General features: G+C 62.3%; 14 protein-coding genes. 5 read left to right on the forward strand and 9 right to left on the reverse strand.

The features are described 5' to 3' along the window. Nucleotides 1-201 precede the first annotated feature (201 nt). The 3 genes from NH195_RS08865 (at nt 202) to NH195_RS08875 (ending at nt 4,623) form a co-directional block, all read left to right on the forward strand. Nucleotides 202-1,506, forward strand: a complete 1,305-nt coding sequence (locus tag NH195_RS08865; protein WP_155846123.1) for a capsule biosynthesis protein — start codon at nt 202-204, stop codon at nt 1,504-1,506. Between the two features lie 230 nt (nt 1,507-1,736). Beyond that, the gene (locus tag NH195_RS08870) at nt 1,737-2,867 is read left to right on the forward strand and encodes a polysaccharide biosynthesis/export family protein (RefSeq protein WP_238379733.1); all 1,131 of its coding nucleotides are present in this window, start codon (nt 1,737-1,739) and stop codon (nt 2,865-2,867) included. Between the two features lie 4 nt (nt 2,868-2,871). Continuing rightward, entirely contained in the window at nt 2,872-4,623 is a 1,752-nt protein-coding gene (locus tag NH195_RS08875; protein ID WP_066705677.1) for a capsular polysaccharide biosynthesis protein, read from the forward strand. Here NH195_RS08875 and ribD read toward each other — a convergent pair. From ribD to NH195_RS08905, 6 genes are all read right to left on the reverse strand, one after another. After that, nucleotides 4,616-5,716 (reverse strand): bifunctional diaminohydroxyphosphoribosylaminopyrimidine deaminase/5-amino-6-(5-phosphoribosylamino)uracil reductase RibD, encoded by a 1,101-nt coding sequence (gene ribD / locus NH195_RS08880; RefSeq protein ID WP_066705679.1) that lies wholly within the window; start codon nt 5,714-5,716, stop codon nt 4,616-4,618. The genes NH195_RS08875 and ribD overlap by 8 nt on opposite strands. Continuing rightward, nucleotides 5,713-6,180, reverse strand: a complete 468-nt coding sequence (gene nrdR, locus NH195_RS08885) for a transcriptional regulator NrdR (RefSeq protein ID WP_066705681.1) — start codon at nt 6,178-6,180, stop codon at nt 5,713-5,715. The genes ribD and nrdR overlap by 4 nt, the downstream gene beginning before the upstream one ends. A 135-nt stretch (nt 6,181-6,315) precedes the next feature. Next, nucleotides 6,316-6,735 (reverse strand): secondary thiamine-phosphate synthase enzyme YjbQ, encoded by a 420-nt coding sequence (locus NH195_RS08890; protein WP_066705682.1) that lies wholly within the window; start codon nt 6,733-6,735, stop codon nt 6,316-6,318. Then, nucleotides 6,732-7,247 (reverse strand): hypothetical protein, encoded by a 516-nt coding sequence (locus NH195_RS08895; protein WP_066705683.1) that lies wholly within the window; start codon nt 7,245-7,247, stop codon nt 6,732-6,734. Before NH195_RS08895 ends, NH195_RS08890 begins: the two co-directional genes overlap by 4 nt. A gap of 60 nt (nt 7,248-7,307) precedes the next feature. After that, on the reverse strand, nt 7,308-7,607 hold the full coding sequence (locus tag NH195_RS08900) for a hypothetical protein (protein ID WP_066705685.1): 300 nt from the start codon (nt 7,605-7,607) through the stop codon (nt 7,308-7,310). Nucleotides 7,608-7,693: 86 nt separating this feature from the next. After that, complete coding sequence (locus tag NH195_RS08905; RefSeq protein ID WP_066705686.1) at nt 7,694-8,083, reverse strand: winged helix-turn-helix transcriptional regulator; 390 nt, start codon at nt 8,081-8,083, stop codon at nt 7,694-7,696. A gap of 123 nt (nt 8,084-8,206) precedes the next feature. On the opposite strand from NH195_RS08905, the gene NH195_RS08910 reads away from it, so the two are divergent. Continuing rightward, nucleotides 8,207-9,058: an SDR family oxidoreductase gene (locus tag NH195_RS08910; protein ID WP_066705688.1), complete on the forward strand. Its 852-nt coding sequence runs from the start codon at nt 8,207-8,209 to the stop codon at nt 9,056-9,058. A 31-nt stretch (nt 9,059-9,089) separates the two neighbouring features. Here NH195_RS08910 and NH195_RS08915 read toward each other — a convergent pair whose 3' ends face one another. Beyond that, nucleotides 9,090-9,392 (reverse strand): HlyU family transcriptional regulator, encoded by a 303-nt coding sequence (locus NH195_RS08915; protein ID WP_066705690.1) that lies wholly within the window; start codon nt 9,390-9,392, stop codon nt 9,090-9,092. 218 nt (nt 9,393-9,610) lie between these two features. Here NH195_RS08915 and NH195_RS08920 point away from each other — a divergent pair, with 218 nt between their 5' ends. Next, a complete protein-coding gene (locus tag NH195_RS08920; protein WP_066705692.1) occupies nt 9,611-10,090 on the forward strand; it encodes a hypothetical protein in 480 nt (159 codons plus the stop codon). Between the two features lie 34 nt (nt 10,091-10,124). Here the strand turns inward: NH195_RS08920 and rpoD are convergent, their stop codons facing one another. Next, nucleotides 10,125-12,122, reverse strand: a complete 1,998-nt coding sequence (rpoD, locus tag NH195_RS08925; protein ID WP_066705694.1) for an RNA polymerase sigma factor RpoD — start codon at nt 12,120-12,122, stop codon at nt 10,125-10,127. A 260-nt stretch (nt 12,123-12,382) separates the two neighbouring features. After that, nucleotides 12,383-14,341, reverse strand: a complete 1,959-nt coding sequence (dnaG, locus tag NH195_RS08930; RefSeq protein ID WP_066705856.1) for a DNA primase — start codon at nt 14,339-14,341, stop codon at nt 12,383-12,385. Nucleotides 14,342-14,431 lie beyond the last annotated feature (90 nt).

The raw sequence follows: 14,431 nt of genomic DNA on the forward strand, positions 1-14,431 counted from the left end.
ATCGTTTTGCTTTACCTTGGCCAAGAGGTAACGCCCCAGCCGCCCGCCCGCAAGCATGCTCAGGTTTCGTTAACTGCTTCTCGGGCAAACTCGCGGACAAGAGACCAGCCTCTGCGCTCCACGGGCCACAAATCCGCCCGAATTTATGGCTAACAGGAAATTAACCACGACAAACCGCAACCGATGCCGCAAAACCGCCCCATGCCGAACCAAACCCCGACGAAAAGCGCCGACGCCCGTGTGTTCCTGATGCTTCAGGGACCGCACGGACCGTTTTTCTGGGGCCTGGGCAAGATGCTGACGGCGGCCGGCGCGCAGGTCTGGCGCGTCGGCTTCAACGCCGGGGATCGCGCTTTCTGGTTCTCGACCAAGAGCTTTATCGCCTACACCGATCCGCCAGAGGACTGGCCCGACCGGTTCGAAGGGATCATACGCGACAAGGGCGTGACCGACATCGTGCTCTACGGCGACACCCGCCCCGTCCACGCCCTCGCTATCGAACGCGCCCGGGCGCTGGGTCTCACCATCCATGTGTTTGAAGAGGGCTATATCCGCCCCTATTGGGTGACCTATGAGCGTGGTGGCTCGAACGGCAATTCGGCCCTCATGACGCTTGGCGTCGCGGAGATGCGCGGCGCGCTCGAGAACATCGACCAGGACACGATCGACCCGCCCGCACAATGGGGCGACATGCGCCAGCACATCTTCTACGGCGCGCTCTACCATTGGTTCGTGATGTTCCGGAACTCCGGTTTCCGTCATTACCGCGGCCATCGCGAATTGCCTGTGACGCGCGAATTCATATTATATTTCAAACGCCTGATCCTGATGCCGCACCATTGGCTATCGCGCGCCTGGCACACGCGCGCCATTCTCGGGGCGGGACATCCGTTTCACATCGCGCTGCTGCAACTCGAGCATGACACCAGCTTTCAGGTCCACAGCCCCTATTCCACCATGCCCGAATTCGTCGCCGATGTGATCGAAGGCTTTGCCAAAGGCGCGCCGCGTCACCACCACCTCGTGTTCAAGGCGCATCCGCTGGAAAACGACCGCCGTAACCTGCGCCACGAAATCCGCCGCATTGCCGCCGAATACGGCATCGAGGACCGGGTGCATTACGTCCGCGGCGGCAAATTGCAGAAACTGCTGCTGAGCGCGCGCTCAGCCGTCACCGTCAATTCCACTGCCGGGCAACAGGTGCTGTCGCTGGGCATCCCGCTGCGCATCCTCGGGCGCGCAGTCTATGACAAACCTGAATTCGTCTCCCATCAACCGCTGGAAACCTTCTTCGCCCAGCCCGAGCGGCCCGACACCCGCGCCTATCGCGATTATCGGCAGTTCCTTCTGGAAACCTCGCAGGTCCCTGGCGGGTTCTATTCGAAACGCGGGCGGCGGCAGCTCATGCGTCTCGTCGTCGATCTGATGCTCGGCGCCGAGGCCCCCGATCAGGCGCTCCTGAGCGGCAAGACCCCGCCGCGCCAGCCGCTGCGCCTCGTCAAGTAAACCGGCGAGGGTACCGAACAGGGCAATTTCATGTCCGAAAACTCCTGCGAACACCACTAGATCGTGGTGTAAAACTGCCCCTCGCCACACTCTCTGCGACAGCCGCGACCTTCGCGCCACACCACCTTCACTGCGCCCCACATCTCTCTGCGAACGCTGGATTTTTGACTCGCTATTGGTTAATCTTCTGACTAAACTCGATAAAAATATGGGGCAGAGGAGATCGAGCAGTGAATATCCTGACATCGCGCATGACCCGCGCCATTGCGCTGGCCGCAGTGACGGCGAGCCTGTCGGCCTGCGCCCTGCCGCGTTCCGGCCCGACCAAGAAGGAAATCTTCGCGGGCTCCGAGATGAAACAGGGCGATGCCTTTGTCGTCTCCGTTAACGACCGCGTCAATGCCGTGACCGCGATCAACCAGGAGCTCGGTTTCTCCGCCGCCTTCCAGAATGCCGGGGTGATTGGCTCCGACACCATCGCGCCGGGCGACGTTCTCTCGCTTACCATCTGGGAAAACGTCGATGACGGGCTGCTGGCGGGTGCCGGCGCCAATGCCACCGTGCTTTCCGAGGTGCAGGTCGATGGCGCGGGCTTCATCTTCGTGCCCTATGCCGGGCGCATCAAGGCCGCGGGCAACAGCCCTGAGGCGATCCGCCGCCTGATCACCGAGAAACTCGACGCGCAAACCCCCGATCCGCAGGTCATGGTCACCCGTGCCGCGGGCGATGGCGCCACCGTCACCATCACCGGCAAGATCTCCGGTCAGGGCGTCTATCCGATCCAGCGCCCGACGCGTCGTCTCACCGCCATGCTCGCGCATGCCGGCGGCGTGGCCGTCGAGCCCGATGTCGCACAGGTCAAGGTGATCCGCGGCTCGAAAACCGGCGTCGTCTGGTTCCAGGACCTCTACGACAACCCGAAATACGACATTCCGCTGCGCGACGGCGATCGCATTCTGGTCGAGGCCGACCCGCGCTCCTTTACCGCCCTCGGCGCCACCGGCGCGCAAAGCGTGATCCCTTTCGAGACCCGCAACCTCTCCGCGCTCGAAGCCATCGCACAGGTCGGCGGCCTGCGCACCAGTTCGGCCGACCCGACCGGCGTTTTCGTCTTCCGCAACGAACCGGAAACCATCGCCAAACAGGTGCTCGGTCGCGACGACATCATGGGCGCCCAACGCCTGATCTATGTGCTCGACCTGACCCAGCCGAACGGGTTGTTCCTCGCCCGCGACTTCCTCATTCGCGACGGAGACACGCTCTATGTCACCGAAGCGCCGTTCACCCAGTGGCAGAAAACTCTGAGCGCAGTCACCGGCACGGCCAACTCCGCCAACTCGCTCGCCGCCATCGGCCAGTGATCGGATGGGCGGCGACTTGCCCGGCCCGAAATCTCCCGCCCCGGCCTCCCCGCCGGGGCGGCTCTCGTTTCAGATCCCACGTCTGATCGAGCGCCTGCATGCCGAGGCCGACCTATCCTGCGCCACGCTAAGCTGGCACGACCTCGCCCGCAGCGCGCCTCTCGACGACAGTGCGGCACTTGACCGCGCGCGTCAGGCGATTGAATGGCTGATCTCGTTGAAATTGTCCCGATCCAGTGCCGAAATCGACTCGGATCTGACGCCGGATGTTCCATTTGTGCTCGTTCTGGATCAGCCTCGCAGCGCTGAAGACGCCCCTTCCGAAGCCGCAATGACCGAAATGCTGGTCTTCGCCCAGACCGAGCTCGTGAATGCCCGTGTCGTCATCCTCGGTTGCGACGATGGTTTTTTCAGCGACAGCACCGATCCGCGTCTGACCCGCCTGCCGCCGAACGCCAATCTCTATCGCCTGCTCGAGGCGGCCACCGCCGTCTACACCCATTCCGCGGGCTACGGCTTCGACGCGGTCCTCGCCGGGCATCGTCCCCGCGTCTTCGGACGGCCATGGTATGGCGCGCTCGGTCTCACCGCCGATGAAGACCCCGATCCGCACAGCAGCCATCGCCTGACCCGCGCCCAGCTCTTTCTCGCCGCCCTGATGCGCGCCACCACATGGCATGCGGGCACGGAGACGCTGGAGATCGAGGAGATTTTGGCACGGCTCGAAGCCCGCGAGCGCGCCACTCGTGAGGATGCATCGGGCTATGTCGCCTCCGGCATCCTGCGGTGGAAACGCCGTTTCCTTCGGCAATATCTCGGCCGCGCAGCTCTCACGATCAGCGACGATCCGAGTATCATCGCCCGAGAAAAAGCCGCAGGCCGCCGTCACATCGCCTGGGGGGCCGTCCCGGAGGCCGATTTGCGGCTCGAGGACGGTTTCCTGCGCTCTCGCGGTCTCGGCGCCGCCCTCCTGCGCCCCCTGTCGCTCGTGCTCGACGACAGCGGCCTCTACTTCGACCCGACCCGCCCCTCCCGGCTGGAAACCCTGATCGCGGAGCGCACGCCCCTCAGCGCCGCACAGCGCGCCCGGATCGAGCGCTTTCTCTCCCGGCTCAAGGCCCTGCATCTGAGCAAATACAATGTCGGCGCGGATCTGCCCGCCCTACCCGAAGGCCATCGCATCCTCGTCGCCGGACAGGTCGAGGACGACGCTTCCATCACCCTTGGCGCGGGCGAAATCGCGACCAATCTCGCGCTGTTGCAGGCCGCACGGACGGCGCATCCCGATGCCGTTCTGGTTTACAAGCCGCACCCCGATGTCGAAGCCGGGCTGCGGCGCGGCGCCCTGCCGGAAGCCAGCGGCATTGCCGATGTCATCGCCTCCGGGGCCGATCCGCTCGCGTTGATCGAGGCCTGCGATGAGGTCTGGACAATGACTTCGCTCCTCGGCTTCGAGGCGCTGTTGCGCGACACGCCCGTGACCTGCACCGGAACGCCGTTTTACGCCGGGTGGGGGCTGACCACCGATCTCGGCCCGGTGCCCGCACGTCGTGCCGCACGCCCCGACCTGATCAGCCTCGCCTATGCGGTTCTGATTGATTATCCACGCTATTTCGATCCGAAAACCGGTGCGCCCCTGTCACCGGAAGAGGCTCTGGAACGACTGGCGCAGGCCCCGAAGGGCCGCAGTCGTCTCGCTCAGGCGCTTTTGGCCAAGATGCGGCAGTTGCGCGCCGCAACCCTCGGCATCAGGTGATCCGCGCCCAAAGGCTCAGCGCATCCGGCCCGATCTGTTCGAGTTTCTCAAGCTGGTAGCGCGGCGCCTCGGCCAGACGGTCCAGCCCCAGCGCGCCCAGCCCCGGACGCCCCTCGGCACCGATGCCGAGCCCCGCCGTGAACAACGCCACATGATCGGCCAGCCCCGCCGACAGCAGAGACGCCGCCAAGGCGCCGCCGCCTTCGCAGAACACCCGCGTCAGCCCCCGCGCACCGAGCGCTTGCAACGCGGCTTCGGCATCGAGCTGTCCCTGCGTGACCGGCACTTCGATCAGCTCCGCACCAAGCCCTTGCCAAGCCGAAATCAGTTCCGGCGCGGCCTCCGGCCCGTGCAGGAGCCACACCGGCACCTCGCCCGCCGTGCGCGCCAGATGGCTGTCCAACGGCAGATCGAGCCTGCGCGACATCACCAGCCGCACCGGCTGATGATCGACACCCAGCCCCCGGATCGTCAGGGTCGGATCGTCCGCCCGCGCCGTGCCTCCGCCGACCAGAACCGCATCATGCGTGCCCCGCATCGCATGCACCCGTCGGCGCGCCATCGGGCCGGTGATCCACTGGCTCTCCCCGGTCGCCGTCGCGATCCGCCCGTCCCAGGACATCGCAAGCTTCAGCGTCACCATCGGGCGGTCCAGAGTGACTTTCGACAGGAAGCCCTGCTGCTGCGCCCGAGCCTCGGCATCACAGAGCCCGGCAACCACCTCAACCCCGGCGCTTTGCAGCATGGCAAACCCCCGCCCGTTCACCCGTGGGTCCGGATCGCCCAGAGCAACCACGACACGCGACAACCCCGCCGAAATCAGCGCCTCGGCGCAGGGCGGGGTTTTGCCGTGATGGGAACAGGGTTCAAGCGTAACATAGGCGGTCGCGCCCCGCGCCGCCTCGCCCGCCTGACGCAAGGCCATGACCTCCGCATGCGGACGTCCGCCCGGCTGGGTCCAGCCCCGTCCGACGATGCGCCCGTCCCGCACGATGACACAACCGACCGCCGGGTTCGGCCAAGTCCGGCCAAGCCCGCGCGCACCCAGAGTCAGCGCGTGGCGCATGTGGCGCAAATCTTCGGATTCGCTCATTCGTCGGATTTGGCGTCGGGGCGCAACTCACTGACAAACTTGTCGAAATCGTCGGCCGCCTGGAAGTTCTTGTAGACCGAGGCAAAGCGGACATAGGCCACCGTGTCGATCCGCGCGAGGCTTTCCATGACGATCTCACCGATGGTTTTCGACGGAATATCCGTCTCCCCCATGCTCTCCAACCGTCGCACGATGCCGGAAATCATCTGGTCCAGGCGCTCCGGTTCGATCGGGCGTTTCTGGGCCGCGATCCGGATCGAACGCTCCAGCTTGTCGCGATCGAAATCTTCGCGCCGCCCGTTGGATTTCACCACCACGAGATCGCGCAATTGCACACGTTCATAGGTGGTAAACCGCCCGCCACAGGCCGAACAGAACCGCCGCCGCCGGATTGCCACATGATCCTCAGCCGGACGGCTGTCTTTCACCTGGGTATCAATATTTCCGCAAAATGGACAACGCATCCTGGCGTCCCCTTCATCTCTTCGTCACTGCCTCGTCTGGGGTCTGCGCCCCAGTTATCCACAGGCACTATAGGGGCTCTCCCAGAATTTGGGTAGATGAAATTTTCAGCGCTAAATGTTGTAGGGCACCCCGGCTCAACGCAGCAGCGCCATGACCCGCCGGACATGCGGTCGGGCGCGATGTTCGAAAAGGTAAACTCCTTGCCATGTTCCAAGCGTCATTCTCCCGTTCAGGACGGGAATTGTACACGTCGTCGGCAGAAGCGCCGCCTTGATATGCGCCGGCATATCGTCCGGCCCTTCATAGGTGTGGGTCAGATAGGCCATCGACGGATCGCTCGTGGGCGGCACGAGGCGGTGGAAAAAGGCTTGAAGGTCGGTCTGCACCTCCGGATCGGCATTCTCCTGAATGACCAGTGAGGCGGAGGTATGTTGCACCATGAGCGTCAGCAGCGCCTCCATCGCCCCCTCGCCCGCCACCCAGCGCGCCAGATCGGCGGTGAATTCATAAAGGCCCGGACCGGAAGTGGCGATCTCAAATAGGCGATGGCTCATTCGCAGTCCTCTTTCCAGATCAGCGCATAAGAATCCCAGCAATAGCCCGCAGCCTCATAGGCATCGGAAAATCCGAACACCGTATAGTCGAGCGTCTCCGGCACACAGTCGAACCGTGCCAGTTCCTTGCCATTCCGTTCAACAACAATCCCGCCCGTCATTTCGTGATCATCTGTCATCCGGTCGAGCGCCCCCCAGAGCACATAGCTCACATCGCCATTGGTCAGGCGCAGTTCCTCCCAGATCGCCCCACCCACACCGGGCCAAGGCGTCACGACAACCTCGGCATAGGGGCGCTCCAGCGCAAGGTCGGGCGACTGACCCGGATGACCGAAACGATAGGACACCCCATTTTCATGCGCCGACAGAACCACGCCTTTGCCATTTGGAAACTCACATTGAAGCAGAACCGCGTCCTGCGCCCATGCGGCGCCGGACGACAGTGCCCCCAGTGAAAGAAATGTCGCCGTCATCGCGATATGGCCGGACAGCCTGTATCCTGAAGTGCCCATCGAAGCCTCCCCTCACCTGTTGCCAGAAAGGCTTACCTCATTCAGATCGCGATGGAAACGTCAGCCCTCAGCTTCGCAGCGGACGGTCTGCCCCGCCTGTGCAGGAGACAGGGAGGCGGTCTGCACCTGCGCATCCTGAACCGGTGCCATAAACACCGCGTCCAGCGTCGCGATACAGCGGTCCAGGTCTTCGGCAGGCACTTTGATGACGATCACACCGCTGTTGTCGCCCCCCTCATACGGACCATCCGCCACCGCAAGATCCTGTACCACCTCGCCCAACGCCCCAAAGGGCGCGATCAGCGCTGCGGCAACGATGGCGAAGGTGAAGGCAATGAGGGCCTTGGCGGCGCGTGTCATGACAGCTCTCCCGTGCAGTTGTCCCAGAACAACGCACAAAGGCTTAATCAGGTTTCAACGCCGTCAGATTTCCTGTGGATAACCCGTCAGGCCGCGTCGAAAACGCCCCGTGCCGCCTCAATTTCGGGCATCCGCCCCTCCGCCCAGTCAATCAACCCGTGCAAAGGCCCAAGAAAGGATCGGCCCAGATCGGTCAAACTATAGGCCACCGAGGGCGGTTTCGTATCGAACACCTCGCGCGCCACCATTCCATCGCGCTCTAGATCGCGCAGGGACTGGGTCAGCATCCGCTTGGAAATGTCGGGGAGCGCGCGTCCCAGCGCGTTGAACCGCTGCGGCCCGTGTTCCAGTTCGAGCAGGATGAGCGAGGTCCATTTCGCCGCAACGTGATCCAGAACCTGCCGCACCGGGCAGTTCTGCGGCTCAAACCCCATCGCCTTCCATTCTTCCAGGCGGTTCGTCGGAATGTCACGCATCACTCTCATCCTTCAGGCGGTTCCCTCAATGTGACCTTGTCCCGAAAAAGTGCCTCCTTTTCAGAGGTAAAAAAGGTCTCTAATTGAGACTTATACCCAAAACGAACCCCGAAGGGAAGACATATGACCACCTATCTCGTCACCGGCGCCTCCGGCCAGCTCGGCCAGCTCGTCATCGACCACCTCGCCACGCTCGTCGCCAAAGACGACATCCTCGCCCTCGTGCGCTCCGACAAAGCCGCCGAAGGTTTTGCCGCCAAGGGCATCACCACCCGCCGCGGCGATTATACCGACACAGCCGCGCTCAAAGCTGCTTTTGACGGTGTGGATCGCCTTCTTCTGATCTCCTCGTCCGAGGTGGGCCAGCGCGCACCGCAACATGGCAATGTCATCGAGGCCGCCAAAGCCGCAGGCGTCAAATTCATCGCCTATACCTCGATCCTCAAGGCCGACACCGGCAACATGGCGCTGGCCGAAGAGCACCTTGCGACCGAAGCCATGCTCAAGGACAGCGGCATCCCGCACACGCTTCTGCGCAATGGCTGGTATTCCGAGAACATCACCATGACACTGGGCCAGGACCTTGAACTGGGTCAACATTTCGGTGCCGCCGGTGAGGGCAAGCTCGCCACCGCCCCGCGCAAGGATTACGCCGAGGCCGCCGCCATCGTGCTAGCGGGCGGTCATGACGGCGAGGTTCTGGAGCTTGCTGGTGATGAAGCCTACACGCTCGCGGAATACGCCGCCATCGTGAGCGAGCTGTCCGGCAAAGAGGTGAAATACACCGACATGCCCGAAGCCGCGTTTACCGAAGCACTGGTCGGCGCAGGCCTGCCCGCCGGGTTCGCCGCCATCCTCGCGGATTCGGATGCGAAAGCCGCCAAAGGCGCACTGTTCGACGGCAGCCAAACGCTGTCCAAACTGATCGGCCACCCGACCGAGCCGATCGCCGAGACGGTCAAAGCCGCGCTCTAAGCCGTTTTACGGACACCGGCTGGGCGGGGGATCAGTTGAAAATCGCCTCGCCCATCTGGTCTATGAAGATCTGCGCCTTGTGCAGGCTGGCGATGCGCGCGTCGTCCTCGCCACCCATCGTGTCGGCGCGGATCATTATGTGCGTCTTGGTCACGCCGTCGATGTCCTTTTCGATCCGGGCGGCGACGCGGTAGCCGTTCGTTTCCTTGATCGGCTCGGGGAAAATGCGGAACTCATCGCCGTAAAGTTCGGGTTTCACGTCCACCTTCGACGCGCTCTGCGCCCCGGATGCACCGCCAGATTTGCTGCCGAAAAGTTTGGAGAAAATGGACATTTGGGCCTCCTGTTTGAGAGGCATTTTGAAGCCCCGACCGCCCAAGTGCAAGCCGCGCATTGGTTGATCGAGGGCGGGTGGCTTATTGCATCCATTTGTCAGAATAAAGCTTTAAAGAATCATTAATATTCTGCGCAATTATCTGAAATTAACTTAATGGTTTATTTTCAGTTTTTTTCAGATATATTGGATCGCACATAATACAGAGGAACATCGCCATGAATGACATCGCCGTCCCAGTCTCTCTCCCAACTTTCTTGCGGTTAGTAGACTTTTTGAAAGCAATCGGAAGTGATCGAGATCCCGTCTATCAAGTAGAAGAGGCAATCGATTATTGGATTGATAATGCCAGTTGGAAAACTGAAGATCTTCTTCCTGAACTGGTCAGTGAGGGCACTCAGAGCGGATATACTTGGAAAATCCAAAGTGAAGGCAACACACCAAGCACTTCACTGTTTCTTCCAGACACGACAAAGCTGCGCATACAACTCAAGAATGGCTACGAATATGCTACCGTCCAAGATGGGAAAATATTCTTTCAATCTGAAGCAATCGGCAGTCCAAACAAGTTCGCGCAGCAAGCAGCTGGCCACGCACGCGATGCATGGAGAGACGTATGGATAATGAGGCCAAACGACAGAAATTTCATCTTAGCTGATGAACTTCGGAAGCTAGCGCGCAAAAATGCGGTGCGTTAAATAAAAGGCGCTCCATAAGAGCGCCTTTTAAACTTTACTGATCCAAGAACGACCGCAGCTTCCGCGACCGGCTTGGGTGCTTCAACTTCCTGAGCGCCTTCGCCTCAATCTGACGAATACGTTCCCGGGTCACAGAGAACTGTTGCCCCACCTCTTCGAGCGTGTGGTCGGTGTTCATGCCGATGCCGAACCGCATCCGCAGCACGCGTTCTTCGCGGGGCGTGAGCGAGGCCAGCACGCGGGTGGTGGTCTCTTTGAGGTTCTCCTGGATGGCCGCATCGAGGGGCAGAACCGCGTTCTTGTCCTCGATGAAATCGCCCAATTGGCTGTCTTCCTCGTCGCCGATCGGCGTTTCGAGAGAGATCGGTTCCTTGGCGATTTTCATCACCTTGCGGACCTTTTCGAGCGGCATCTGCAGCTTTTCGGCCAATTCTTCCGGCGTCGGCTCGCGACCGATTTCGTGCAGCATCTGACGGCCGGTGCGGACCAGTTTGTTGATCGTCTCGATCATGTGCACCGGGATACGGATGGTCCGAGCCTGATCCGCGATAGAGCGTGTGATCGCCTGACGAATCCACCAAGTCGCATAGGTCGAGAATTTATAGCCGCGACGGTATTCGAATTTATCGACCGCCTTCATCAGACCGATGTTACCTTCCTGAATGAGATCAAGGAATTGCAGGCCACGGTTGGTGTATTTCTTGGCAATCGAGATCACGAGACGCAGGTTGGCCTCGACCATTTCCTTCTTGGCCTGACGGGCCTCTTTCTCGCCCTTCTGGACCTGCGCCACGATGCGGCGGAATTCGGAGATGTCGACGCCCACGTACTGACCGACCATGGCCATGTCGGAGCGCAGCTCCTCGACCTTGTCGGAGAAGCGTTCGACGAACATCTGCCAGCCACGGCCCGGCTTGTCCGCCATGCGGTCGAGCCAGGTCGGGTCCAGTTCGGAGCCGCGATAATCCTCGATGAACTCACGCCGGTTGATCCGCGCCTGGTCGGCGAGCTTCACCATGGCGCTGTCGATCGACATGACGCGTTTGTTGATGCCGTAGAGCTGGTCGATCAGCGCTTCGATCCGGTTGTTGTGCAGATGCAGCGAGTTCACCAGAACCACGATCTCGGAGCGCAGCTTCTGATACTCGGCCTCCGCCCCTTCCGAGAACGACCCGTCCTCGTTGAGTGTGGCGGACATCCGCAGGTCCTGCATCTCGGACAGATGGGCGAAATCCTCGGAAATCCGCGCCAGGGTTTCGAGAACCTGCGGTTTCAGCGCCGATTCCATCGCCGCAAGCGACATGTTCGCCTGCTCGTCATCATCCTCGTCCTCGTCGGAGGAAATCGGATTGCCGTCGGCGTCGTATTCCTGTTCCTTTTCCTTGGACTCCCCGGCGGTCGCCTCCGCGTTCAGCCCTTCGACGACGTTCTCCTCGTCCTCGTCCTCATCGACGCCGCCGCCGAACGTGGCTTCGAGGTCGATGACGTCGCGCAGGAGAATATCCTCGGACAGAAGTTCGTCATGCCAGATGGTGATCGCCTGAAAGGTCAGCGGGCTTTCGCAGAGCCCGGCGATCATCGTGTTGCGCCCGGCCTCGATGCGTTTCGCAATCGCGATCTCGCCCTCGCGCGACAGCAGCTCGACCGAGCCCATCTCGCGCAGGTACATGCGCACCGGATCGTCCGTGCGGTCGAGTTTTTCGGTCTCGGAGGAGGCCATCGCCACTTCGCGCGAGCCGGAGGTCGCAACCAGCTCGCCGCCCTTGGCCTCGCCGTCCGCGTTGTCGTCGTCTTCGACTTCCTCGTCCTCGATGACGTTGATGCCCATCTCGGAGAGCATCGACATCACATCCTCGATCTGCTCGGAACTCACCTGCTCCGGTGGCAGGACCTTGTTGAGCTGATCGTAGGTGATGTAGCCTTTTTCACGCGCCTCGGCGATCATCTTCTTGACCGCGGCCTGGCTCACGTCGAGCATCACGTCCTGGTCCTGATCGTCACTCTTGGCGTCGTCATTGTCTTTGGCTGCCATGCGGCTCTCCCCTAAACTCTGGCGGGTTCCGATGCGGTCCCGATGGCCCTGTCGCCGCCCCTGTCATGGACCAGTCTCTGGCCCCTTGGTCGGCAGTCGGGGCGGGGTCGCCCAACCCTTTCACCCGACTCAGCGCCTGCTCAAACCCGAATCATGTCATGCGAATCAATGATTCGCCACCCGAATACCCATATTTCCTTAACCATCCCTGCACCAGTGGCACAGGGCCTCTCCATACAACGCCCGCCCGCTTTTGCGGCTCACTTGCCACGTTCCGGGGCGATTCGGCTCAAAAGTGCCCGAAACGCGTTGCGTTCGTCGCGCGACAGCTCAAGCCCGTTTTCCGCAATGTCGAATTCCGTCCTGTCCTCCGCCTCCGCTTTGGTCGCCCGATTGCGCGCCTCCGCCGCCTGCCGAAGCCGCCAGGTCAGCTTTTCATCATCGGCGGCCAGCATGTCCTCCAGCCCTTCGGCCAGCTCGGCCTGATAGCCCCGCCGCGCCTTGAGCTTGGCCAGTTCCTCCGTGAGGCACATCTGCGCCACCTCGCGGTCGGGCCGGCGCACAGGGGGCGCGATCTGCACATGGGGATGCGACATCAGCCGATCAAGGGCCCCGCGCCCCGCCATCGCACTCACATTATCCCGAAGCACGCCCGCGTCCTCCTCCTCGGCATGGGTCAGCACCGCATGAAGCAAGGCCGCATGATCCTCCGAACGCGGCGTCAGCGCCTCGAGCTGGGACAGGAACTCCATCGCCATCCCCGGATTGGCGATCAGAACCGCCAGAACCACCGCCTCGCGCATCAGATCGGCCTGCGCCTCGTCGCCGGAGACGATCAGGGATGCTTTCAGCCCCTCGGTGGGCACCGCCGCCTGCTTGCCGAACCGCCCGCGCCCACCGCCCGGGGTCCAGGCCTTGCGCGGGCTCTCTTCGCGTTTGCCACGAAACAGTTCGCGACGCATGTCGTTCAAAATCTCGCCGTAATGGCGTTTGATCGAAGCGTCGGTGATCGGGCGAATGGTCTCGCGCAGGCTCTTGTCCAAGGCCGCGCGACGTTCCGGGCTGTCGAACACCTTGCCCTCGGTTTCGCGCCGCCACAGCAGCGCCACCATCGGCAACGCCCCGTCGAGCACCTCCTGCATCGCCTCCGGCCCCTTGGCCTTGATCAACTCGTCCGGGTCCTGCCCCTCCGGCAGAATGGCAAAGCGCAGCCCCTTGCCCGCCTCCAGAAGAGGCATCGCCAGATCAATCACCCGGTAGGCCGCCCGAAGCCCCGCCTTGTCGCCATCGAGCGCGATCACCGGCTCGCTCGACATCCGCCACATGAGTTGCAACTGCCGGTCGGTGATCGCCGTCCCCAAAGGCGCAACCGTGGCCTCAAACCCGGCCTCCGCCAGCGCGATCACATCCATATAGCCCTCGGCGACGACCAAGGTCTGCCCCCGCCCGCAGGCCACACGAGCTTCCTGATGGTTGTAAAGCGCATTGCCCTTGTCGAACAGCAACCGTTCGGGGCCGTTTAGATATTTCGCCCGCGCGTTCGGGTCCATCGACCGCCCGCCAAAGGAAATCAGCCGCCCGCGCGCATCGCGGATCGGAAAGACGATGCGGTCACGGAAAAAATCATAAGGCTCACGCCCGTCGTCGGGTTTCGCCGCCACCCCGGCCTCGACCGCCATCTCGGCGGAAATACCCTGATCCTTCAGGGCACGCAAAAGCGCATTGCCGGAGGGGGCAAAGCCGATCTCGAAGCGCTCCCGCGTCTCGGGTTTCATCCCACGTTTGTCGAGATAGGCCCGCGCCGCCGTACCGCCCTGTTGTTGCAGGCAGAGCCGGAAAAACCGGTTCGCCGCCTCGTTCACATTGGCCAGTTCCGCCCGCTTGTCGGATTTCTCCTGCGCCTTCGGATCGCTCTTCGGCACCGGCATCCCAGCCTCCTGAGCGAGAATCTCGATCGCCTCCATGAACCCGACATTCTCGGTCTCGCGCACGAAGGTGATCGCATCGCCTTTGGCGTGGCAGCCGAAGCAATAATAATAGCCGTCCTTGTCATTGACGTGGAAGGAGGCGGATTTCTCGTGGTGGAACGGGCATGGTGCCCACATGTCGCCCTTGCCGGGGTTCGATTTGCGCGTGTCCCACATGACTTTTCGGCCGACCACATCGGTCAGCGACAGGCGATTGCGCAGCTCATCCAAGAATCCCGGGGGCAGTGACATGGGCGCGAGTATCGCCGCTGGATCGCCCAAGGTCCAGAGGCCCTGCAACGCCGCGCCATGCGGGCTGCGAATCGCTTTGTGGCGAAACTC

It is taken from the genome of Celeribacter ethanolicus, from assembly GCF_001550095.1.
GTDB classification, from domain to species: Bacteria; Pseudomonadota; Alphaproteobacteria; order Rhodobacterales; family Rhodobacteraceae; genus Celeribacter; species Celeribacter ethanolicus.